We start from the raw sequence: 24189 nt of genomic DNA, 5'->3' as shown, positions 1-24189 counted from the left end.
TAGCATTCGCTAGTCTAAATGTTTCCTATATTCTCTTTGAGCGAGGAAGAAATACATAATGCATGCAGCGATATAAAACAGAATAAACAAACCTACTTTTCTTAAGGAACCGTCCATAAAGACAGTATTATGAAACGTATATAATGCAACTGCACTATGCATACTTCCTACTATAATTGGCGCAAAAAATAGCATACACAATTGCCAACGAGAAATCTTCCACACTTCTTCCTTCGTCATTCCAAGTTTAGAGAGCGCCCCGTACTGTTTACGATCCGATGCAATATTATGAAACCATTTAAAATATACGATACTACATGAAGTCAGAAAGAATAATATACTAATGAATGAGCCTACAAATAGAGTAATATTACCGAACTCTTTCATATTCACATATAACTCCATATTACTTCGAAATGCATCATTTGTATCTTGTTTCATATGTTTCCGTAAATCCGCGTTTAATTCCTTCGTATTTTCGATATTTGGTAATGTGTAACCTCTATATATCATTTTTTCAGAATCCGGAATTGTATTTGATATAATATCAAAGTCTTCATCATTCATGACGAAAAACAGACCATTAATGTATGAAGGGTGATAGTTAAATTGTACCCCTTCTTTTTGACCGTTAAATGCGAATTGATGCGTTTGATTCATTACGTGCAATTGAATCTCTTTTTGATTATATACATTCGGATAATTGCGTTTATTATAATAAACAAGTGTAACTGTTCCTTTTTTAGGATGATACGTTTTCTGTTTTTGTTTTCTCGCCTCTTGATTGTATTCACTTTCCTTTATAAGCGGCGCTATTGTTGTTTCTCCTTTATTGGACTGAAAGGATGCATACATTCCAACAAAACTCATAGTTTGAAAATCATCATATCCATATTGATGCAGTAATTTTTCAACCGTACCTTCCTCAAAGACTTCATGAGAAGAAGTACCCTTTTCTATGTACGAAAAAGAGTGTGCTCCTCCGCCACGCCACATATCTTGCATGCTAGAAAAATATAAAAATACCGTACCTGTTGCCGTAACTACAAACGTCGTTGCCATAGCCATCAGAAAGAAAAAGCGACCATTTTCCTTCATTCGATGTGACAATTGGTTTACTATAAATAAATAAGGATATGTATACATAATCTTTTTATTTCGTTTTATCATTTCTAACAATTGGCTAACACCATGTGTAAAAGAAAAATACGTTCCGAAAAAGACAAGTATAGACACAGGGAAAAAGTATAATCCTATCGTTGCCACCGTCACTTGTAGTGCTAACGCATATCCCGTTCCTAAACAAGCAAAGCCAAATAAACAAAGCCACTTTGATGTTTTCCTCTCTCGTTTATCTCTTCGAAACTCTTTTAATAACCGGATGATTTTGATATTCCATATACGTAAAGCACTGATAAAAGATAATAGAATAAAAACGACCATATATGTAATAAACGTTACCCCAATTGCTCTCACGTCAAATATGACAGGGAGTTCTTTCGGAAGCCCCAGTAACATACTAAACACCATGAAGAAGAGCTTTAAAAAGATCATGCCAAGCCCAATACCGAAAATATTAGCAAAAATCCCGATCAATATTTGCTCGGTCATAATCACTCCGATTACGTTGGACTTCGTCGCTCCCATTAACATATATAATCCCAATTCTTTCTTACGTGCTTCTATGAAAATAGAAGTAGAATACAAAATAAATACGACGAAAAAAGAAATAATTATAATGTTACATATGATAAGTCCCCAGCGTACATTTTGATACCACATCGTCTCTTGCATGTATGGATGTACAATGACAGACATATATGCAAAAGACGCAAATATTGCAAAACAACTACTTAAGAAAAACACTTTATAATTACGCCAATTCCCCTTTATATTTTGCAGCACCAGTTGCCGAATGTTCATCTATCGTCCTCCTGTACCTTACTACATAGGCAAAAAGCTAGAGGTTTCCCTAGCTTTTTACGTGTTTTAAATATCCTCTTTGCGCAATCATAAAGTAAATCGCAGAAGCTAAAATATAAGCCCCTATTACAATTGCACCTGATTTCCATAAATCGATATAAAGCATTTTCCCTAACGTATGAAGAGCAAATGCACTATGAATTGTACCGATTAAAATTGGGATAAAAAAGATAACACCCATTTGTCGAATTGCAATTTTACGAATTTCTTTATCTGTCATACCGATTCTCTTTAATGATTTAAATTGAATACGATCTTGTTCTTTATCATTAAACCATTTAAAGTATGTCATGCTACAAGCGAAGAAGAAGAACAGTACTGCTACGAAGAAACCGATGAACATTGTAATTGCTCCGGATTCTCTTATATCTTTATAAGCAAACACTGAATTTTTCAGTTCTCCTTGCCTTTCCTGCGCAATTTCCTTTTTCAAATCTAGCACAAGATTCTCGGTACTTTTCCAATCTTCAATATAATACCCATAATATTTCGTCTTTTCTTCATCTGGTACGAGCTTAGCATATTTCTCAAAATCTTGATCATTCACAATAAGATATTCGTCATCATTAAAAACAGAATATGAAGTTGGTTCATTTAACTGAACAGACTGTTTTTGCCCATTAATTGTAATTTCATATGGCTTCGTACGATCTATCTTCACTAGATCATTTGTCATATCACTCATGATCATCGTCGCACTACCTGGTGCATTATGAACTTCTCTAACTTCTTCCCTTTTTTGTTTACGTACTTCCGCATTATATTCTTTCTCTGCAATAATCGCTGTTGGCACTTCATGTTCACTGTTAAAAAACGTCATTTTCTGTGTTGCCGGTAGTTTTACGTAGGTTATTTTTCGCGCATCTTCAAATCCGTTCTTTTTTAATAATCCCTGTACTTTTTCCTCGTCAATAATGATATGCGTATTTATACCCTTTTCCTCATATGAAATAGCATGTGGCGTAAGATCTATCGTTTTCGCACTCATATTTTCAAAATATACATAAAGCGTACCGACTGCTGAAGAAACAACAGCTGTAATGATAGAAATGACAAATAGAAAACGAGCATTATCTTTCATTTTATAAATAAGATTGCTAAGTACAAACATATTTGGATACGTATAAAAAGATTGTTTTCTTTTTTGCAATGCTTTTAATACGACTGTACTACCTTGCGTAAATAGTAAATACGTTCCGCCAATCGTCAGTCCTACAATTGGTAAGAAATACATAATAAAATTCATAATTGTTACTTGGAAACAAAGTATATACGCCGCAATAATGCAGCCTATACCAACTACACCTAACCATGTAAATGCAAACGGCTCTACTTTTTGTTTTCTTGCTTCTCTTAATAAATCAATAATTTGCAAGCGCCCTACTGTCCAAACACTAAACAACGATAGAATTAAAAACAGGATAAAGTATACACCAGCTGTAATAAGAACTACTTTTCCATTCCACACAAGCGGCAATGTTTTATCAACTTTTAGTAAGACACTGAGTGCTTGGAAAAATAGTTTTGAGCAAAGCATTCCAATCCCGATACCTACTACAATTGCAATACTACCTAACATAAGTTGTTCTAATATAATCATTCGGCCGAGCTGAGATTTCGTTCCGCCTATTAATGTTAATAAACCGAATTCTTTTTTTCTTGCTCGTAAAAATGTTGAATTTGCATATAAAATAAAGAGTGCTGAGAAGATGACTACAATATAATTCATCGATTCTAGCCCTTTTGAGATCATATCCCTCATACTAATATTACCGCTTACGACATCTGGATGATAAATGAAGGAAGCATACATGAAAAATACGACAATCGATAAACAGCTACTAATAAGGAAAGCTTTATAATTACGCCAATTTCCTTTTACGTTATTAAGCGCGAGCTGGCGAAAGTTCATGATATTCTCCTCCTAGCATCGCAAGTACGTCCAGAATTTCTTGGAAAAAGGCTTGTTTCGTTCTTCCTTTATGTATTTCTGAGAAAATTTCTCCATCGCGAATGAAAAGAATACGTTCGCAATAACTAGCCGCTACTGGATCATGCGTTACCATTGCAATTGTCACTTTCTTTTGCTCATGTAAGTCTTGCAACGCACCCATTAATGATTTTGCTGACTTCGAATCTAAATTACCAGTCGGCTCATCTGCTAAAATTAGCGTAGGTTCATGAATGATTGCTCTCGCTGCTGCTGCACGTTGTTGTTGTCCGCCTGACACTTCATATACTTTTTTATTTAAAATTTCTTCGATGTTTAAAAACTTCGCAATTTCAAGTACTTTCGCATCAATTTCTTTTACAGACTTCTTCGCCATTACAAGCGGTAAAATGATATTTTCTTTAATCGATAACGTATCAAGTAAGTTAAAATCCTGGAAGATGAATCCTAAATGTGTACGACGAAACTCCGCTAATTTTGCAGCACGCATTTGATTAATTTCTTCACCATTTACAAGCACATGACCTGAAGTTTGCTTATCAATTGTTGCTAATAAATTTAAAAGCGTTGTTTTTCCGCTTCCTGAAGGACCCATAATTCCTACAAATTCGCCTTCTTCAATTTTAAAATTTATATCATGTAAAGCAGTCGTCGCTACTGAGCCTTTTGATTGGTACACCTTTGTTAATCCCTTTACTTCAAGAACACTCATTTCTAATCCCCCTATGTGTTTTCTTCTTACATTTACTATAAGAAAAATAAGAAAAAGAAACGAGTGATTTCCCTTACAAAACGTTTTGTTATCTTACAGTTTTGTCATTTTTCTCATTAATGTATGATATTCTTCATCTTTTGCAAATTGGAACGTGAATGTCGTTCCTTCCCCTTCAGCCGATTGCACATAAATACCGTGATGTAAATTATCGCAAATTTCTTTCGTAATATATAAACCCATCCCAGTTGCTTCTCTCGTTTTACGGCCATTTATTCCCGTAAAGAATGGATCAAATATACGCTTTACATCTTGCTCTGGAATACCAATTCCATTGTCCTTAATATGTAATAACACTTTTTGGTCTTTCTCTTCAATTTGAAATTGAATTTCTTTTTTCTCTGCTTCTGAAATTTTCGTATACTTAATTGCATTTACGACAATTTGTCCTATAGCAATACTCAGCCATTTTCTATCAGATGCAACCATACAAGTATCTTCATCAAACATTACTTTCGGAAATACAGACGATTGAATGAAGGATTTTCGATTTTCATTAATAATACCTCGAATGATATCTACTACATTTACTACTTCTACTTTATAATCTTTCGCAAATTGCTCTAACCTTGCCATATGTAACGCTAAATCTAAACCATTTAGTATACGATTATTTTCTTCGCGAATACTTTCAACTGTTGCTCTTGCTTCACGATGCTCCTTACCAAACTTCTGTAATAGCAATTCTATAACCGATACTGGTGTTTTCATTTGATGAATCCATTGGTTCATAAATATCATTTGCTGTTGTTCTTTCGCATGTTGTTTATGAACTTCATTCATATATTGCTGTCTCAATAGAGTAAACGATTCAACAATCATCTCTTGCTCTGACGTATAAGAAGTATCAATAAGTAGTGAGTCATGTAATGTATTTCCGCCAGTAACATACTTTTCGATCCTCTTTAAAAACACACTCCGTTTTCGGTAATCGTAAATGAGGTATACAGTAAATACAACTGTCCCTAATAAGAGTCCATATAACCACGTACTCCAGTCAATTGATTTTTTGTCCAAAAGATTTTGCAACTGCAAAACGAGCCCAAATAAACAAAGACTAACAATATAAGAAAGAATTAAAGAAAAGCGGTCCATGAGGTAATTTTTAACCTTCATGCCCTTCTCCCCACTCTGTAAGAAGCGCATAACCATATCCGCGTTTCGTTACAATTGCATTTTTAATGCCTAGCTCCTCTAGTTTCTTCCTTACGCGTTTTACATTTACGGTTAATGTATTATCATCAACAAAAGCTACCTCATCCCACAGGGCTTCTAACAGTTCTTCGCGCGTGACATATTGATTTGCTTGTTTCATTAAACACTCTAATAAGTAAAATTCATTTTTTGTCAGCTCCGTTTGTTGCCCCTGCCACTCAACAATGTGTTGGGACGGAAATAACAACAGTCCATTTACACCTAAACAATCACTCTCAGCAACAGAGGCATACTCACCATAGCCACGGCGAAGTGCACTTTTCACCTTTGCCATTACGATATCTAAATGGAACGGCTTCGTAATGTAATCATCCCCGCCATTCTCGATCGCCATTACTTGATCCATTTCCCCTGTTCTTGCAGAAACAAAAATAATTGGTGCATTCGATACACTGCGGATTTGACGACACCAATAAAAACCATCAAAATATGGCAAATTAATATCCAGTAATACGAGATGAGGATTTACTTTCACGAACTCATCTTTTATATGACGTAAATCACTTGCTCTAAATGATTGATAGCCATACCTTTCTAAATGCTCCTCTAGTATTCCCGCGATTTTTTCATCGTCTTCTACAATTAATATTTTATACATGTTCATTTTCTCCCCATAAAAAATTCTTCCAAAACCACTCCTTGTTCTATTATAAATTGAAAATTTAATTAGTGGGTATTTTTTCCTATATGAATCAGACATTTACGATGTAAAGTGAAACTTTAACCAGCCCTCTCCAATCTGGCGTTTACGGGCAGTAAGGCTCCCACCTAACTTCTTTGCTCCAGCTGAATTTTGAAATGGGAGTTTTACTGCCCACAAATAGCGGGATAAAAAAAAGACCGCCATATTTCGGCAGTCTTAATCGATAAATTCAAATTGATATTCAAGAATTTTTACAATATCTCCGTCTACTGCACCACGTGCACGAAGGGCTTCATCAATACCCATTCCACGCATTTGACGAGCAAATCGGCGTACAGATTCATCACGTGAGAAGTCTGTCATTTTGAATGTTTTCTCAATATCATAACCAGAAATAACAAATGTGCCATCACTTTCGCGTGTAATTTCAAAATTAGATTCAGATTCAAATTTGTACATTACACTTGCTTCAGATTCTTCTACATCATCGTACATTGGGAATTCTGGTGTTGTTTCTAATAAGTTCGCTACTTCAAATAGTAAGTCACGAACACCTTGTTTCGTTACAGCTGAGACTGGGAAAATTTTCACTTCGTCTCCCAATTTTTCTTTAAATGCTTGTAAGTTTTCTTCTGCACCTGGCATATCCATTTTGTTTGCAACAACAACTTGTGGACGCTCAGTTAAACGCATATTGTATTCTTTTAGTTCACTATTGATTGTTACATAATCTTCATATGGCTCACGGCCTTCTAAACCAGACATATCGATAACGTGCACGATTACACGTGTACGCTCAATATGACGTAAGAATTGGTGTCCAAGTCCGACGCCGGCATGTGCGCCTTCAATTAGTCCAGGAAGGTCAGCCATAACGAAGCTGCGGTTATCACCAGTTTCAACAACACCAAGATTTGGAACGATTGTTGTAAAGTGATACTCTGCAATTTTCGGACGCGCTGATGATACAACAGATAATAATGTAGATTTACCTACACTCGGGAATCCAACAAGTCCAACATCTGCTAGTACTTTAAGTTCTAGCGTGACATCACGTTCTTGACCTGGTTCCCCGTTCTCAGCGATTTCTGGCGCTGGGTTCGTCGGTGTTGCGAAACGTGAGTTACCACGGCCACCGCGGCCACCTTTTGCGATTACAGCTGTTTGTTCATGCGTTACTAAATCGGCAAGAATTTCACCTGTTTTTTCATCTTTTACTATTGTTCCCGGTGGAACCTTTACGATTAAATCTTCAGATTTACGACCGTGCTGACCTTTACTCATTCCGTGCTGACCACGATCAGCTTTGAAATGACGTTGGTAGCGGAAGTCCATTAATGTACGTAAGCCTTCCTCAACAACAAAAACAACATCTGCACCTTTACCACCGTCGCCACCTGCTGGGCCACCTTTAGGTACATACTTCTCACGACGATACGCAACCATTCCGTTACCACCGTCGCCGCCTTTTACATATATCTTGACCTGATCTACAAACATTATTTCACCACACTTTTTTCGATTGGTTGTAATATAACTGAGACTTCTTCGTCTCGTACTGTATAAGAAATGGAATACCATTTATTGTTTTGGTTCGCAAGCCAATTCTGTAGTTCTTCTACACTCGTTAGCTTACCACGAAAATCAAAAAAGAAACGAGCATTCTCCGCGTCACATTCAATTGTGATACAAACATAATTTTCAACATATACGTCTAAACTATGCTGAAGCATTGAGAAAAATTGATTCGTCCATGTACATACAATCTCATCTAAGTGAGATAAGTTATGTAATTTCCCTAATACTTCGTACTCCAATAAGCACGGCTGCTGTTTCCAATTATATGTTAAAATCCACTCTGAAAATAAAGGCATTGATAGCCCTATCAGATTGGATTCTTGTCTCGCTTCTTGGACAAAACGATCGATGAGACTATGAATCTCTTCCACTTTTCCAAGGGAAAGGTTTCCTTTCACCATCTGCATACGATTGAGCCAATCATGTCTTGAATGACGCAACGCATCTATAATTGTCCATTTTTCATTCATTTAGATACCCCTTAATATAGAAAAACTCTAACCTGCACTCAGGTTAGAGTTTTCCGTGAGTTCTTATGCTTCTTGAGCAACAGGATATACGCTCACTTGTTTGCGGTCACGGCCAAGACGCTCAAAGCGTACTACGCCGTCAACTTTCGCGTATAAAGTGTCATCGCCACCACGACCAACGTTAACACCTGGATAAATTTTTGTACCGCGTTGACGGTAAAGAATTGAACCACCTGAAACCGTTTGACCATCTGCGCGTTTAGCACCAAGACGTTTTGACTGAGAGTCACGACCGTTCTTTGTACTACCTACACCTTTCTTAGATGCGAAAAACTGAAGATCTAATCTTAACATACGTTACACCTCCTGCACTTTTTCTATTAAACGGATATACTTTCCGTAATCAAGTTCGATCGTCTTAAGCGAAACAACCAATCCTTCTAAAAGCGTTTGTGCTTTTTCTGCTGCATAAACGTCTAAATCATTAGGCAATTCATACGTTAAGAATCCGCCATCACTTCCGAGTTCAATAGTTGCTTGCACATTACAAAGCTCTTCCACTGCATTTATAGAACCAAACACAACCGCTGTAGTTCCAGCACAGACAAGGTCTTGTCCATGTGGCGCATAATCGGCATGTCCAGTCATTTTAAATGATTGGATACTTCCTAATTTCGTGCGACTTATCGTAATTTTAATCATGTTAACCTGAATTAAGCGTTGATAGCTTCAACAACTAGCTTAGTGTAAGGTTGACGATGACCTTGTTTCTTACGATTGTTCTTTTTCGCTTTGTATTTGAAAACGATGATTTTCTTAGCGCGACCTTGTTTTTCAACTTTAGCAGTCACTGTTGCGCCTTCTACAACTGGGCTACCAACTTTAACGTTTTCGCCACCAACGAAAAGAACTTTGTCAAAAGTAACAGTTTCACCAGCTTCAACATCTAATTTTTCAATGTAGATTGCTTGACCAGCTTCAACTTTAATTTGTTTTCCACCTGTTTCGATAATTGCGTACATACTTGCACCTCCTCTTAATTACTAAGACTCGCCAAAAACGAGGTAGACATACATGTCTTTAGGGAACCTGTTTTGTGCGGTTGTAGCATATAGCCGTTTAGGTGCTATAAACTATAACATAAAGATGTTACCATAATTCATTGACTATTGTCAATGAAAGTTCTACTAACTATTTTTTCCGTTCTACAATTTCTTTCTTACTTCCAAATCGGATAATAGCGTACTTTTCGATAATATCATCTTTGAAATAAATTTCAAATGGAAGATTTTTTTGTAATTCTTTTTGTAGGAAATGCTTTTGCAAAATTTTCGGTGCAGCGATCAATACTGCTTCATCTTCTATATTGCCATATGTAATTAGTTCTCTCTCTAACTCATACGCAATTGTTTCATAAGACATGACATATCCCGTCGCTTTACAAGGTACACATTCTTCTAATACTACGTCACGTAAAGAATGTTTCTTACGTTTACGCGTCATCTCTAAAATTCCTAATTCCGTAAATCCGAGTACTCTCGTATATGTACGATCATCTTGTAAAGCTAACATTAAACTCTCTCTTACCTTCTCTTTATCTTCTCGTCTTTTCATATTAATAAAATCAATTAATATCATACCGCCAATATCACGCAGTCTTAATTGACGAGCAATCTCTTCAGCAGCCGCTTCATTTGTGCGAAGTACAGTATCTTGTAAATTTTGTTTTCCAGTAAATTTACCTGTATTCACATCAATTACAGTCATCGTCTCCATTTGTTCTACAATTAGATACGCACCATTTGGTAGCCACACAATTTTTTGAAGTGCTTTCTCGATTTCACGCTCTATTCCAAAATGGTTAAACATCGAAGATTTTTCATTGTAAAAGGATACTCTTTCTTCCCCTACTTTTTCTTCTAATTCTTTTACTACACTTCTCGTATCTACAACTACTTTTTCAATCGTTTCAATTGGGTTCTCCTGAAATACACGATCTAAAAACGTCGCTGGTCGATGAAGTAGTAACGGCGCCTTTCCTTGCTCTTCTTTTCTTTTTAATTCTTCATATAACTGCTGCAACCCTTGCATTTCAGCTTGTATCTCATCAATTGTTCCTTTTTCAGAAGCAGAACGGAAAATGTATCCACCCGTACCTTTCACTTCAATTTCGAGTAACTGTTGTCTTCTTTTGTTATTTTTTATTTTCCGAGAAACAGCGCGCATTTCATCATACGGCATGTAAACAACATATTTTCCGGTAAATTCTATATTCGCCGTTAATTTTGGCCCTTTCGTATCAATTGCTTCTTTCACAACTTGTACAAGTATCGCCTGTCCTTCATGTATGCGATATGAAGATGGTACATCATCGTATGAAAGATATGCATGTTTTTCTAATCCGATATTTACAAAGGCTGCGTTCATTCCAGCAATTGTTCTTACGATACGCCCAACATAAATATGCCCGACAATCTCTTGCTCTTCATTCCTTTTCCATAAAAGCTCGACAATTTTTTGTTTCTCTTCTATCGCAACACGCTTTTCCGAACCAGTGTAGTTTATATATAACGTCTTCAAAATGCTTTCCTCACTTTTCATTTCTTTTCCTTACAATATAAAGTGAAACTTTAATCAGTGGGGGTTTTGTTCATCCCCCACTGATTATTAGTTGAACCAATCGGGCGTTTACGGGGTAAAAGGTTAGTGTCGTCGTCAACACTAACCAATTAATTCTTCAACAGATGAGGTTGTTCGTTTTTCAGCAAAATACGCATAGAGCAATTCATTTTCGTCCAATGTGTAATGCTCTTTATATTTTCCATGGACGATAATAGAGTGTTTATATCCTCTACGAAATTTTGTGAAAATCGTATACAAGCGATCTTCTGTTTGCACCTCAATAGGTGCGATCTTTTCAATATCTCTTTTATTCCCATAATAACGTTCTAATAAAAAACGCATAAATGCGTACCTTCTTTGTTTCCATTCTTGATACAAAGAAATCGCTAGAAAAACGAGTAATACCCACATCATAATGTTATTACTATTCCAAAGTAACTGCCATCCTAATATTACACTAAAAAAAACACATGACAATTTCATCATCTTTTCATGTGCTTGTAAATATGGAAAACGATATGATAATACATTAAATAATACTTTTCCGCCATCAAGTGGCCAAATAGGCAATAAATTAAATCCTAAGATAATGACATTATTCCATACAAAGAAATGGTACAAATCATCAGTTACCCAGCCCGCTTGATGCAAAATATAGGCGACCGCAATCATCCATATATGCTGAATCGGTCCTGCCATAACGACAATCAATTCTTCTTTTAATGATTTATTCCCATGTTCCTCCATCTCAGCTACGCCACCAAACGGCAAAAGCTGAATTTGTTTAATACGCCAATTATAATATGCAGCTGCAAAAGCATGCCCCAGTTCATGAACTAAAACGATACAAAATAGTAATAGTAACTCTTTAAAACGTGCTGTAAAAATACCAATAACGATAATAACCCAAAACAATGGATGCACTGTAATTTTCGTTAAAACATCTCTATATTTAATCAAATGAAATCACCTGAATAGGATCAATAAATTTTTCATTCTTTTTCATCGCGAAATAAAATTTACCGTTTTTATTATTTTCGTCACTATTCACCGTTCCGATTTTTTGTTCTTTCGAAACGTAATCATACAACTTCACTGACATATCGTTTAAATTTCCATACCAAGACTCCGTGCCATCAGCGTGTTGAATTTGAACTGTATTTCCAAGTTCCTCTTTCTTGCCCGCAAAAACAACTACACCTTCATTTACTGACTCAACCGTTGCATTTGTAGCCGTTTGTACAAATACACCTTGGCCATTTTTTTGAAACCCTTGCATCACTTTTCCAGAGGCAGGAATCGCATAATCCTTTTGCTGAATAGCCTTTTCTTTTTTCTCATTTGGAGAAAAGAAAACGAGAGGTTTTCCAAACTGCTTTTCATACCATTTTGATATAGTAGCAAATTGAAATTCTTCTTGCATAACTTTTTCTGTGACAGCTCTAGTACCATCAAAAGAAGAAGGTGCATTCTTAAATAAAATAGCAACTGAGAGAACTAATATTACTGATAACAAAACTTTGAAGAGAAAAACTTCTTTTCGAAATAGAGGGTGAATTTCCTTCTCTCCTTCTTCAATAAATACCGTGTCACTATCAAAGTCCCCTCCAGCAAAATACTGATCTTCCTCCATCCTTTCTTGCTCTTCTTTCCTTTTCGCAATCCGCTTTTTAATTTCTTCCACACGTCTATTCTTCATACTGTCTCCTTTCTTTAGTGAGCCTTATTCAAATAGAAACAGTTATATACAGTTTGTACATATGTATGAGTTATAGAAGAAAGATATTCATGCGAAGAAAAAAGAAAGCACTCCGCATTTATGCGAAGTGCTTTTAACGAATTCCAAAGAAATTTTTCATCTTTGTAAATACCGATACTTTTTCTTGTTCAAATGCTTGTAATGGCACATTCTCACCTAACAAACGTCTTGCAATGTTGCGATAAGCTATTGCTGCTTTTCCGCTCGGTTGCAACGCTACAGGTTCGCCTGTATTCGTAGCACGAATAACTTCATCATCATCTTCGACAACACCGAGAAGCTCGATTGACAATGTACGTACGATTTCATCAACATCTAACATATCCTGTTCATGAAGCATATGACTACGCACACGGTTAATGACAAGTTTCGGTGGTTCAATATCCTCTTTCTCTAAAAGCCCGATAATACGATCTGCATCACGCATTGAGGATACCTCTGGTGTTGTTACAACGATTGCTTTATCCGCACCTGCTACAGCATTTTTAAATCCCTGCTCAATCCCCGCAGGACAATCAATTAATATGTAATCATAATCTTGACGTAATACTTGTATTAATTCATCCATTTGTTCAGGTGTTACCGCTGATTTATCGCTCGTTTGTGCTGCAGGTAATAAATAAAGATCATCAAAACGCTTATCTTTAATAAGAGCCTGAGGTAAACGACAACGCCCTTCAACGACATCAACAAGATCAAATACAATACGATTTTCCAGCCCCATTACTACGTCTAAATTGCGTAAACCGATATCTGTATCAATTAAGCACACTTTCTTTCCAGATAACGCAAGGGCTGTACCAATGTTCGCAGACGTTGTAGTTTTACCTACGCCGCCTTTTCCAGATGTAATTACTATTGCCTCTCCCACAGCTATACAATTCCCCTTTCTAACTTTGTTAAATTAGGTCTAAGATGAGTGAGAAGTTGCAGGCGATCGACAACAATGTGATTGTTCTCATTAATATACGCACATTCGGCCGCCTCCGCTCCGTCCTCTTTCTCTTCCGGAGCCCGCATTGTCACATCACTAATTCGGAGTTGCATAGGGTTCATAATAGATGCAGCAATCACAGCTTCTGAATCTCCATCATACCCCGCATGTGCAATCCCTCTTAATGATCCCACGACAAAAATATTCCCCCCAGCGATAACCGTTCCGCCTGGATTAACATCTCCAATTAATAATAAATTTCCTTTTACATGTAACACTTGTCCAGAGCGAACAATTTTGGAAATAGGGACAATTTCTGTTTCTTCTTTCCAAGCTATTGCTTCTGCTTTTGTTATAACATCACTATCAATTGATTCCACAACAAGGTTCTTCTTATTGCGAATTAACGTACGAATCTCTTCTTGTTGTACTTCTGTTAAATAACGATTTCCTACTTTAACACGCACTTCAATCAAAGAACGTCCGTCACCATCATAGTAATGTGTAGAAAGCTTTTCATCCAATTCTTTTAATAGTTCAGAGAATGAACAGCAATCATCTAAATGAAGTGTTATTCCATCTTTTGTCCCTTTTATCGTTACATTTTGTTGCTTTTTTTCTTCCACTAAAGTTCACCCCACCGATTCAATTCGACATAAAATTAGAAAATCCTTTTTTCTTTTTCTTCCATCGCTTTTGAAAGACGCACTAAATATCGTCTCAGTGGGAAACAAACTATCAATAAGAAAATTCCATTTAGCAATAAAGTAGCAAGGAGACGATCGGTGAAAAAGACATACGCCGACATGTGAGTACGCCCTAACAAAGTTAAAAATCCATACACATAATACTCTAATGCTGCAATGCTAGCTAATACGATAGAAACAACAATAAATAAATTCAATTGCAATACCTTCATCGCACTATAAACTAAATATGTCAAAATTGGATAAGCAAATATATATATACCAACAAGTTCTGTGTATACGGTATCAAATAAGAAACCAAATAATAGTCCGTAGTAAATTCCTTGAACCAGACCATAGTACACTGTAATAAAACATAACACAATTATAAAGAAATGCGGTGCTGCTATACTGTCTTTCCAAAAGACGTCTGTTGGAACAACAGTAGAGAACATATTTTCAAATAAAAAAACAAAAAGGAGCAAAAGAGGAAGAGCTGCTCTTTTTAAAACCTTCATCATCTCTTCTTCCCCTCCTATTCTAACGGCGCCGAAGGCGTGTCACGTTTGACAACCGTAATATGCTCTACGTCATTTAAATCAGCAGCAGGTTTTACATAAGCTGTTTTTGTTAAACCGTATGGATCAGGCTGAACATCAACGATTTTTCCGATTACAAGACCTTTCGGGAAAATATCACCAAGTCCAGATGTTACAACTAATTGATCTTTTGCTACTGGCGCATCAGAGCCAATCTTTGTGAAAAGAAGTAAGTGCTTTTCTTTGTCGTAACCTTCAATCAATCCAAAGATTTTCTCATCACCTTGTACGATAGCAGAAACACGATTTGTTCGGCTCATAGAGCTTAGTAACTCTACTGATGATGTAAACTGAGATACACTTTTCACTCGTCCAACTAAACCTTGTGAAGTTATTACAGCCATATCTTTTTTAATTCCTTGCTGTGCCCCTTTATCAATTCCAACTAGATCGTACCATTTGTCGGGATTACGAGAAACAACAGTAGCTGGAATTTCAGTATAACCGCTATTTAACGCTGCTTTACCAGTTAACTCTTGTAGTTTCTTTTTATCATCTTCTAATTGTTTTACTTTTCCTGATAGTTCTGCATAATTATCTAATTTTGCTTTTAATTCTTTATTCTCTTCATACGTGCGCTTTACATCTTCCACATTTTCAAAGAATCCAGCTACGTATTTCGCTGGCTTTTGGAATACACGCTCTACAACACCGACAGTATCTTTAACAAACTGCTCTGGCCATGTCAAACTATTCCGTTCTTTCAATGAGATTCCAATCAATGCCACGAGAAGAATAATACTAACTAACAAAACAATTAATCTTTTGTTTAAGAAAAACTGTGGCACGTTCACACCCTCTTAATTTTACTGATTTTTATTTTGCAATATTATCGAGCAGCGGTTTTGAAAAGATCGATATTGTCTAATGCTTTACCCGTTCCAATTGCTACGCAATCTAATGGGTCTTCTGCAACAAGAACTGGCATATTTGTTTCTTCACTAATAACTTTATCTAAGTTACGTAGTAATGCCCCGCCACCTGTTAATACGATACCACGGTCCATGATGTCTGCCGCTAATTCAGGTGGAGTTTTCTCTAACGTATTTTTAACAGATTCTACAATTGCATCTACTGTATCTTTTAATGCATCTGCAATTTCTTCTGGTTGAATTAGTACTGTTTTTGGTAAACCACTTACTAAATCACGACCGCGAATTTCCATAGGCTCGATACCTTCTGGCTCGCCTGCAGAACCGATTTCTAATTTTAATGCTTCAGCTGTTCTTTCACCAATCATTAAGTTATAGCTTTTCTTAATGTACTGAATGATTGAATCGTCCATATCATCACCAGCAACACGAACTGATTGACTTGTTACAATACCACCTAAAGAAATGATTGCAACTTCTGTTGTACCGCCACCGATATCAACAACCATACTACCAGTTGGTTCCCAAACAGGTAAGTTCGCACCAATTGCTGCTGCAAATGGTTCTTCAATTGGATAAGCGTCACGAGCACCCGCTTGACGAGTCGCATCGATTACTGCACGTCTTTCTACAGCTGTAATACCAGACGGTACACATACCATTACGTAAGGCTTACGTGAGAAGAATCCATTTGATTTTTGAGCTTGTTGAATGTAATATTTCATCATTGTTGCTGTCGTTTCGTAATCAGCAATTACACCGTCTTTCATCGGGCGAAGTGCCACAACGTTTCCTGGTGTACGACCAATCATTTGTTTTGCATCGCTACCTACAGCAACGATTTGTTTCGTATCAGTTTGTAACGCTACTACTGAAGGTTCACGTAAAACTACACCTTTTCCTTTTACATATACAAGCGTGTTCGCAGTTCCTAAATCTATTCCAAGATCGCGAGTAAAGCCACCAAATCCAAACATATTATTTATCTTCCTTTCTTGTTTTCACGGACTCATTTTTTCTTACTTTATATGATAAAAACAGTACGTTTTTTTATATCTGTATCCTTTTTGTAGATAAATTTCTACAAAAAACTCATAAATCACATTATAAAACAAAATAAGTAAAAAGCATAGTCTTAAATATGACCTTTTTCCTTTAAACTCACGAATTTATGGTCGCCTATTATAATATGATCGAGCACTTCAATTCCGATAATCTGGCCGCATTCTACTAAACGTTTTGTTACTTCAATATCTTCTCGGCTCGGCGCCGGATCTCCTGAGGGATGGTTATGAAGACATATTATAGAGGCTGCTGCACGACGAAATGCTTCTTTAAAAACTTCCCTCGGATGCACAATCGACGTATTTAAACTTCCAATAAAAATTGTTTGCCTATGTATAACTTGATTTTTCGTATTCAAATATAAACACACAAAATGCTCCTGCTGTAAAAAACGCATCTCTTCCATCATATAACTCGCACAATCTTCCGGGCTTCGAATGCTATATCTATTTCGATATTCTAAACGAACCATTCTTCTCCCTAATTCAAAAGCAGCCATAAGTTGCGATGCTTTTGCAATCCCAACACCATGAATGCTTATCAGCTCTTCTAATGTTGCGTCTTTCAACATTCGTAAACCATCAAAATGGTGTAAAATTTTATCTGATAACGTTAAAACTGTATCTTCTTTAGAACCTGTTCTGAGTAACACTGCAAGAAGCTCTCGATTCGATAAACTTCCAGTTCCCTCCAACAATAAACGCTCCCGTGGCTGTTCCTCTTTCACAACATCACGAATCCCGTTCATTTCTTCACCTCTTTTTTATTAGCTCTCTCAAAGAAAACCCCATGCAATTTTTACGCATGGGTTACATCGCTACCAAACTGTTTTAATTCACGAACAAGACGTGCAATTGGCAAGCCTACTACACTATAATAATCCCCTTGAATGTGCTGAACAAAAATAGATCCTTTCCCTTGGATCCCATAACTTCCTGCTTTATCAAGTGGTTCCTTCGATGCAACGTATGCGTCAATTTCATCTTCTGTTAATTCCCAAAACGTCACTTCTGTACGCTCATAAAAAGTTACCGTTTTCTCTTTTGATATAATCGCAACACCAGTATATACTTCATGTGTTTTCCCTGATAATAATTGTAACATTTCTTTCGCCTCAGCCTCATTAGACGGCTTTCCAAGAATACGTGACTCATATGTAACAATTGTATCTGCACCTAACACAATATCATCACTATAATTTTCTGCTACGGCAGATGCTTTTTGTAAAGCAAGCGACATAACAATATCAGAAGGTGATGAATATGCACCAATCGTCTCATCTACTTCACTAACAACAACTTCAAATGGCACATCAGCTAATTCAAGCAGTTCCTTCCTCCGAGGTGATCCTGAAGCTAAAATAATTTTTTTCATGTTTTCTCCTTCCTTTCTCATATGAAGCAGAACAATTCCTATCAATCGTATCAAAAGAATAGTTTCCCCACAAATTAGAGAAATATCATTTTCTCTAAACAAAACAACATTTTTTTAATACGATTATACTCCGCCCACAAAGAAAGCACTTTGCTCTAGATTCAAAAGAAAAGAAAGAAGTATAAATACTTCTTTCTCCTTCATCTTATTATCATTTCACTTTTTGTGAAACTATTTTTTCATATGAAAGTAAACCGTCAATAATAACTTGATTTAATTTAGCTACAGATTCCTTATCACTCTTCCCTTCCTTAATTGTTTGCACAGCTACTGACGTGTACGTATAAAGCTTCTTCGCATCTTCACGCTTCATACTTTGCCCTTCTTTTTCAAGCGCTTTCCACTCTTTTGTGATTGCTTCTATATCTTTTGGGTTACTCTTTCCACTAGTTTGCACACCGAAAACGTATTTTTCAAAATGAGTATACAATGGCTGTACCTTCGCTAAAAACCCACCCACTTCTTTATCATTTTTGAGTAATGCCTTATCTGTAATATCCCAATTTTTTTTCAAAACTGAAACACCATCTTGCTTATACTGGCCTATTAATTGATTCACAGCTTGTTCATCACTTGCAACACCAACAACTAACGCATACTTATCACCACTCGGTTTCAAAGCAGCGACGCCCCCATTACTTTTCCACTCTTCAATAGCTGCCTGTCCCTTTTCTTCAGAGGAATATAGCCCTCCTTGAACGAAAAATAGTTTCATCGGTTCTAATGCAGCTCCTACCTGTGCTTTTTGTTTTTCCTCCTTTGGTGGTACTGTTTGTTCTACCGTTCCGTTCACCTTTTGTTCCTCATTGCCTGTCTGCTTCGAAGCCGTTACCGTACCTTCCCCTGTTGTCCCTTGTCCAGTTAATAAATGAATTATCCCCATCCCAAATACAGTACCGATAATAATTGCAGTTGCAACGATTGCGATTATTGTAGTACTCCATTTCTTTCGGTATTGTGCCATAGACGATGTCTTTTCTTTTTTAAAAGGTACAACGTTTTGCGGTCTTTCACTTTCGACTACCATCCATTCAAACTCATCTTTCTTCTTTTCTTCATACTTCGCTTCTGTTCCATTTACTTTCACCGAGATCGTTCGTGATTGCTTGTCCATACACTCACACCTCACCTCTTATCGTTGTCCGCATCATATCATATTCATTTCACAAAAAAACGAGATATTTGTCAGAGGAATTCGCCAAATTATCCTATATAATTATCTTATATGTATGCATTTGACTGCATTTGTAGAACAAAAAACTAGATAGCAAATACTATCTAGTTTTTTTCGCAAATATATTTTCGAACTTCGGAAATGAAATATAGAGAACCTGTTATGATGAAAACATCATTTTCTCCTATCATTTCAATCTTCGTATCAATTGCCTCTTTCCAATCTTCAAAAATTAATTTTGATTCTTTTTGTGAATACGATGCAAGTTTGTCAGCAGAAATAGCACGATCAAAGGCGAATGTTGTAAAAATAATTTCATCGGCAATGGCTTCTAATTGCCCTACCATGTTATGTAACTGTTTGTCACCAAGAGCAGTAAATAAAACTACTACATTTTTATCTTTGTAATGTGCCTCTACTGTTTTCACAAGACTTTCAATACCCTCTGGATTATGAGCGCCGTCTATTATAATATCTGGATTACTTTGTAACTTTTCAAATCGACCAATCCAGTATGCTTCTTGTAATCCAACTTTCATTTCCTCTTCATTAATTAAAAATGATAAATATGTTTTTAAATACATTACAGCCATAAGCGCTACTGTAGCATTGCCTACTTGATGAATACCTTTCATCGAAATCCGAACATCTTCAAATGAGGCGAATGGACAAGCAAAATCAAAATGTTCCCCATCTTCATTAGAATGTTTATGTAGTGATGTAAACTGTTTACCAAGTTCATATACGTTTGCATGATTTTCCTTCGCAACCTTTTGAATGACTTGCAATGCTTCCTCATCTTGTACACCAGTAATTACTGGAACACCTGATTTAATAATCCCTGCCTTTTCATATGCAATTTCTCCTAGTGTATTCCCTAAAATATGCATATGATCGTGACCGATATTCGTAATAATCGTGAGAACAGGATGAATAACATTTGTAGAATCAAACCTTCCCCCAAGCCCTGTTTCAAATAAAACAACATCACAGAAATTAACTTTACCGAAATAACAAATTGCCATAACAGTAATAATTTCAAACTCAGTCGCTTCTCCTAAATCCGTCTCGTCTAGTTTTTCAACGACTGGCTTTACCATCTTTACAAGTTCAATAATCTCTTCATCTGCAATTGGTGTTCCATTCACACTAATACGTTCATTAAATGTTTCAATATACGGAGAAGTAAACGTTCCTACTTTATATTTCGCGCCTTCTAACATGTTGCGCATATATGTTAAAGTTGAACCTTTTCCATTTGTACCAGCAAGATGAACACATTTTATATGGCGCTCTGGATTTCCGAGCTCTTCTAACATCCATTGCATTCTTTCTAGTCCTGGCTTTATCCCGAATTTCAATCGGCTATGAATCCATCCTATCGCTTCTTCGTATGTATGTATCACGTATGTTATTCCCCTTTCAAAAGACAACCTTCATACTTCTATTATACGCAAAGAAAAGAGACTCACCAATATAGTGAGTCTCTGAAAAAATATTTTATTTCTCAAGATCTGCTAGACGTTGACGAACTGCTTCACGTTTTTCTAGGTAGTCTTGCTCTTTCGCACGCTCTCCGTCAATAACTGCTGCAGGAGCTTTCGCTACGAAACCTTGGTTTGAAAGTTTCTTCTGTACACGTTCTACTTCTTTGTCGAACTTCTCAAATTCTTTCTCAAGACGCGCTCTCTCTTCATCAAGATTGATAAGATCAGCTAACGGTAAGAATAACTCTGCACCTGATACGATTGTAGTCATTGCTTTTTCTGGCGCTTGTAAATCCGTTTGAATTATTAATTCGCTTGGGTTACAGAAACGCTCAATGTAAGAGCTGTTTTTTGTAAGTTGAGCAAGTACAGCCTCATCTTTTGCTTTAATTTGCATTTGAACTTTTTTGCTCATTGGCGTATTAACTTCTGCACGGATGTTACGAACAGAGCGAATGATATCAACTAGAAGGTGCATTTCTGCCGCAGCTTCTGTATCTTGTAAATCTTCGCGAACTGTTGGCCATGCTGCTACTGTAATAGATTCGCCTTCATGCGGTAAATGTTGCCAAATCTTCTCTGTTACGAATGGCATGAATGGGTGTAATAGACGCATTGTTTGGTCTAATACGTAAGCTAAAATAGAACGAGTTGTTTTCTTAGCTGCTTCATCTTCACCATATAGTGGAAGTTTCGCCATTTCAATGTACCAGTCACAGAAATCGTCCCAAATGAAGTTGTATAATGAACGACCAGCTTCACCAAACTCATATTTATCCATGTTACGCGTTACGCTTTCGATTGTTTCGTTTAAGCGAGTTAAAATCCACTTATCCGCAACTGATTTTTCACCAGTTAAATCGATTTCTTCATACTTCATATCATCCATGTTCATTAATACGAAACGTGATGCGTTCCAAATTTTATTAATGAAGTTCCAAGTAGATTCTACTTTCTCCATGCTGAAGCGTAAATCTTGGCCTGGTGCACTTCCTGTTGATAAGAAATAACGCATTGCATCTGCACCGTACTTCTCGATAACATCCATAGGATCAATACCGTTGCCAAGAGATTTACTCATTTTACGTCCTTGCTCATCACGAACTAAACCGTGAATCAATACATCTTTAAATGGACGCTCTCCTGTAAACTCTAAACCTTGGAAAATCATACGAGATACCCAGAAGAAGATAATATCGTAACCAGTTACTAGTGCATCTGTTGAATAGTAACGTTTAAAGTCTGCTGAATCTTCATCCGGCCAGCCAAGTGTTGAGAACGGCCATAACGCTGAACTGAACCATGTATCAAGTACATCGTTATCTTGATTCCAGTTTTCAATATCTGCTGGTGCATCTGTACCTACGTATACTTCACCAGTTTCTTTATGATACCAAGCTGGAATACGGTGTCCCCACCATAATTGACGAGAAATACACCAGTCGTGAATGTTTTCCATCCAGCGTAAGTATGTGTTTTCAAAACGTTCTGGTACGAACGTTACTTTTTCTTCTTCTTTCTGTTGAAGCTCTACTGCTTTTTCAGCAAGTGGAGCCATTTTTACGAACCATTGTGTTGATAAGTAAGGCTCAACAACTGCACCACTACGCTCGCTATGACCTACTGAGTGCATATGAGGCTCGATTTCTACTAATACGCCAGCTTCTTGTAAGTCTTTCACTAATGCTTTACGGCATTCGAAACGATCCATGCCGTTATACTTACCAGCTTTTTCGTTCATCGATCCATCTTCGTTCATTACTAAGATACGTGGTAAGTCATGACGGTTACCTACTTCGAAGTCATTCGGGTCATGAGCTGGTGTAATTTTTACAACGCCTGTTCCGAAATCTTTTTCTACGTACTCATCAGCGATAATCGGAATCTCACGGCCTACGATTGGAAGTGTAACTGTTTTACCGATTAAGTGTTTGTAACGATCATCTTCTGGATGAACTGCTACTGCTGTATCACCAAGCATCGTTTCTGGACGAGTAGTTGCAAGACGAATATGCCCTGAACCGTCTGTTAACGGATAGTTCATATGGTAGAATGCACCTTGAACTTCTTTATGAATTACTTCAATATCAGAAAGAGCCGTGCGTGTTGCTGGATCCCAGTTGATAATATATTCACCGCGGTAAATTAAGCCTTTTTCGTATAATTGAACGAATACTTTATTAACCGCATCAGATAAACCTTCATCTAATGTGAAACGTTCACGAGAATAGTCTAGTCCTAAACCAACTTTCCCCCATTGTTGACGAATGTGAGAAGCGTACTCTTCTTTCCATTCCCAAGCTTTTTCAAGGAATTTCTCACGGCCAAGATCGTAACGTGAAATACCTTCTTCACGAAGTTTCCCTTCTACTTTCGCTTGTGTTGCGATACCAGCATGGTCCATTCCTGGAAGCCACAGTACATCGTAACCTTGCATACGCTTCGTACGAGTTAAAATATCTTGAAGAGTTGTATCCCAAGCATGACCTAAGTGTAACTTACCAGTTACGTTCGGAGGTGGAATTACAATTGTATACGGTTGTTTCTTCTCGTCTCCTGTTGCTTCGAAATATTTGCCTTCAAGCCACCATTGGTAAAGGCCTTCTTCAACGGACATATGATCATATTTAGTTGGTAAATTCTTTTCCGTGTTTGACATTATTTTCCCTCCTTAAAATAAAAAATGCCCCTCATCCAAAAAAGGACGAGGGACATCGCGGTACCACCTTTATTTACAAACAAATTCAGAATTTGCTTATACTCTTAATTTGATAACGGACAAATCCGTCTTTTCCTAATGAGAACTATTCCGTTCAGAAAAGATGCTCCAGGGCTACCTTCTAACATAACTATCTAGAGAATCTCCCAGCTAATGATTCTCCTCTCTGAAGACGTTTCATGTCATACTCTTCCCCTTCAATGCATTTATATGATTGTTAATTATT

23 protein-coding genes and 2 other annotated features are annotated in these 24189 nt (G+C 36.8%); all 23 genes read right to left on the bottom strand.

What is annotated here, in order from left to right:
* Window positions 1-9 precede the first annotated feature (9 nt).
* Window positions 10-1923 (bottom strand): ABC transporter permease, encoded by a 1914-nt coding sequence (locus tag BAU23_RS23385; RefSeq protein WP_001026377.1) that lies wholly within the window; start codon window positions 1921-1923, stop codon window positions 10-12.
* A gap of 49 nt (window positions 1924-1972) precedes the next feature.
* Complete coding sequence (locus tag BAU23_RS23380) at window positions 1973-3895, bottom strand: ABC transporter permease (RefSeq protein ID WP_001011394.1); 1923 nt, start codon at window positions 3893-3895, stop codon at window positions 1973-1975.
* Window positions 3870-4646 carry an ABC transporter ATP-binding protein gene (locus BAU23_RS23375; RefSeq protein WP_000114521.1) on the bottom strand — a complete coding sequence of 259 codons (777 nt, stop codon included), beginning with the start codon at window positions 4644-4646 and terminating at the stop codon, window positions 3870-3872. Before BAU23_RS23375 ends, BAU23_RS23380 begins: the two co-directional genes overlap by 26 nt.
* A 93-nt stretch (window positions 4647-4739) precedes the next feature.
* Entirely contained in the window at window positions 4740-5822 is a 1083-nt protein-coding gene (locus BAU23_RS23370; RefSeq protein ID WP_000865397.1) for a HAMP domain-containing histidine kinase, read from the bottom strand.
* Complete coding sequence (locus tag BAU23_RS23365) at window positions 5812-6519, bottom strand: response regulator transcription factor (protein WP_000276713.1); 708 nt, start codon at window positions 6517-6519, stop codon at window positions 5812-5814. Before BAU23_RS23365 ends, BAU23_RS23370 begins: the two co-directional genes overlap by 11 nt.
* A 261-nt stretch (window positions 6520-6780) precedes the next feature.
* Window positions 6781-8064, bottom strand: coding sequence for a GTPase ObgE (obgE, locus tag BAU23_RS23360; RefSeq protein WP_000497118.1), 1284 nt, complete (start codon window positions 8062-8064; stop codon window positions 6781-6783).
* Window positions 8064-8612 (bottom strand): sporulation initiation phosphotransferase B, encoded by a 549-nt coding sequence (locus tag BAU23_RS23355; protein ID WP_001003577.1) that lies wholly within the window; start codon window positions 8610-8612, stop codon window positions 8064-8066. Before BAU23_RS23355 ends, obgE begins: the two co-directional genes overlap by 1 nt.
* A gap of 63 nt (window positions 8613-8675) precedes the next feature.
* Window positions 8676-8966 (bottom strand): 50S ribosomal protein L27, encoded by a 291-nt coding sequence (rpmA, locus tag BAU23_RS23350; protein ID WP_000944957.1) that lies wholly within the window; start codon window positions 8964-8966, stop codon window positions 8676-8678.
* 3 nt (window positions 8967-8969) lie between these two features.
* Window positions 8970-9314, bottom strand: a complete 345-nt coding sequence (locus BAU23_RS23345) for a ribosomal-processing cysteine protease Prp (RefSeq protein WP_002079593.1) — start codon at window positions 9312-9314, stop codon at window positions 8970-8972.
* Between the two features lie 11 nt (window positions 9315-9325).
* Window positions 9326-9634: a 50S ribosomal protein L21 gene (rplU, locus tag BAU23_RS23340; RefSeq protein ID WP_000270907.1), complete on the bottom strand. Its 309-nt coding sequence runs from the start codon at window positions 9632-9634 to the stop codon at window positions 9326-9328.
* A gap of 14 nt (window positions 9635-9648) precedes the next feature.
* Window positions 9649-9726, bottom strand: a sequence feature (ribosomal protein L21 leader region).
* 77 nt (window positions 9727-9803) lie between these two features.
* Window positions 9804-11213 carry an Rne/Rng family ribonuclease gene (locus tag BAU23_RS23335; RefSeq protein ID WP_071735224.1) on the bottom strand — a complete coding sequence of 470 codons (1410 nt, stop codon included), beginning with the start codon at window positions 11211-11213 and terminating at the stop codon, window positions 9804-9806.
* A gap of 120 nt (window positions 11214-11333) precedes the next feature.
* A complete protein-coding gene (locus tag BAU23_RS23330; RefSeq protein WP_000599065.1) occupies window positions 11334-12194 on the bottom strand; it encodes a M50 family metallopeptidase in 861 nt (286 codons plus the stop codon).
* Window positions 12187-12933, bottom strand: a complete 747-nt coding sequence (locus BAU23_RS23325) for a M23 family metallopeptidase (RefSeq protein ID WP_000797479.1) — start codon at window positions 12931-12933, stop codon at window positions 12187-12189. Before BAU23_RS23325 ends, BAU23_RS23330 begins: the two co-directional genes overlap by 8 nt.
* A 133-nt stretch (window positions 12934-13066) precedes the next feature.
* A complete protein-coding gene (gene minD, locus BAU23_RS23320) occupies window positions 13067-13864 on the bottom strand; it encodes a septum site-determining protein MinD (RefSeq protein ID WP_000503308.1) in 798 nt (265 codons plus the stop codon).
* Window positions 13865-13866: 2 nt separating this feature from the next.
* Window positions 13867-14553, bottom strand: coding sequence for a septum site-determining protein MinC (minC, locus tag BAU23_RS23315; RefSeq protein WP_000391519.1), 687 nt, complete (start codon window positions 14551-14553; stop codon window positions 13867-13869).
* A 35-nt stretch (window positions 14554-14588) separates the two neighbouring features.
* Window positions 14589-15134, bottom strand: a complete 546-nt coding sequence (gene mreD / locus BAU23_RS23310; RefSeq protein WP_000978711.1) for a rod shape-determining protein MreD — start codon at window positions 15132-15134, stop codon at window positions 14589-14591.
* A gap of 14 nt (window positions 15135-15148) precedes the next feature.
* Complete coding sequence (gene mreC / locus BAU23_RS23305) at window positions 15149-16000, bottom strand: rod shape-determining protein MreC (RefSeq protein ID WP_001135478.1); 852 nt, start codon at window positions 15998-16000, stop codon at window positions 15149-15151.
* A 41-nt stretch (window positions 16001-16041) separates the two neighbouring features.
* Window positions 16042-17061 carry a cell shape-determining protein MreB gene (gene mreB / locus BAU23_RS23300; protein ID WP_000466737.1) on the bottom strand — a complete coding sequence of 340 codons (1020 nt, stop codon included), beginning with the start codon at window positions 17059-17061 and terminating at the stop codon, window positions 16042-16044.
* A gap of 158 nt (window positions 17062-17219) precedes the next feature.
* Window positions 17220-17897 carry a DNA repair protein RadC gene (gene radC, locus BAU23_RS23295; RefSeq protein ID WP_001013387.1) on the bottom strand — a complete coding sequence of 226 codons (678 nt, stop codon included), beginning with the start codon at window positions 17895-17897 and terminating at the stop codon, window positions 17220-17222.
* A 50-nt stretch (window positions 17898-17947) separates the two neighbouring features.
* Window positions 17948-18523: a Maf family protein gene (locus BAU23_RS23290; RefSeq protein ID WP_000720484.1), complete on the bottom strand. Its 576-nt coding sequence runs from the start codon at window positions 18521-18523 to the stop codon at window positions 17948-17950.
* Between the two features lie 211 nt (window positions 18524-18734).
* On the bottom strand, window positions 18735-19697 hold the full coding sequence (locus BAU23_RS23285; RefSeq protein ID WP_000361025.1) for a hypothetical protein: 963 nt from the start codon (window positions 19695-19697) through the stop codon (window positions 18735-18737).
* A gap of 164 nt (window positions 19698-19861) precedes the next feature.
* Complete coding sequence (locus tag BAU23_RS23280) at window positions 19862-21163, bottom strand: bifunctional folylpolyglutamate synthase/dihydrofolate synthase (protein WP_000582042.1); 1302 nt, start codon at window positions 21161-21163, stop codon at window positions 19862-19864.
* Between the two features lie 94 nt (window positions 21164-21257).
* Entirely contained in the window at window positions 21258-23903 is a 2646-nt protein-coding gene (locus BAU23_RS23275; RefSeq protein WP_071735222.1) for a valine--tRNA ligase, read from the bottom strand.
* Window positions 23904-23941: 38 nt separating this feature from the next.
* Window positions 23942-24173: a binding site (T-box leader), on the bottom strand.
* Window positions 24174-24189: the final 16 nt, after the last annotated feature.

Origin of the sequence: Bacillus nitratireducens, assembly GCF_001884135.1 — a bacterium.
Lineage (GTDB): Bacteria > Bacillota > Bacilli > Bacillales > Bacillaceae_G > Bacillus_A > Bacillus_A nitratireducens.
Note: the sequence above shows the minus strand (reverse complement) of the source record. Positions and strands in the feature narration are given on the sequence as shown.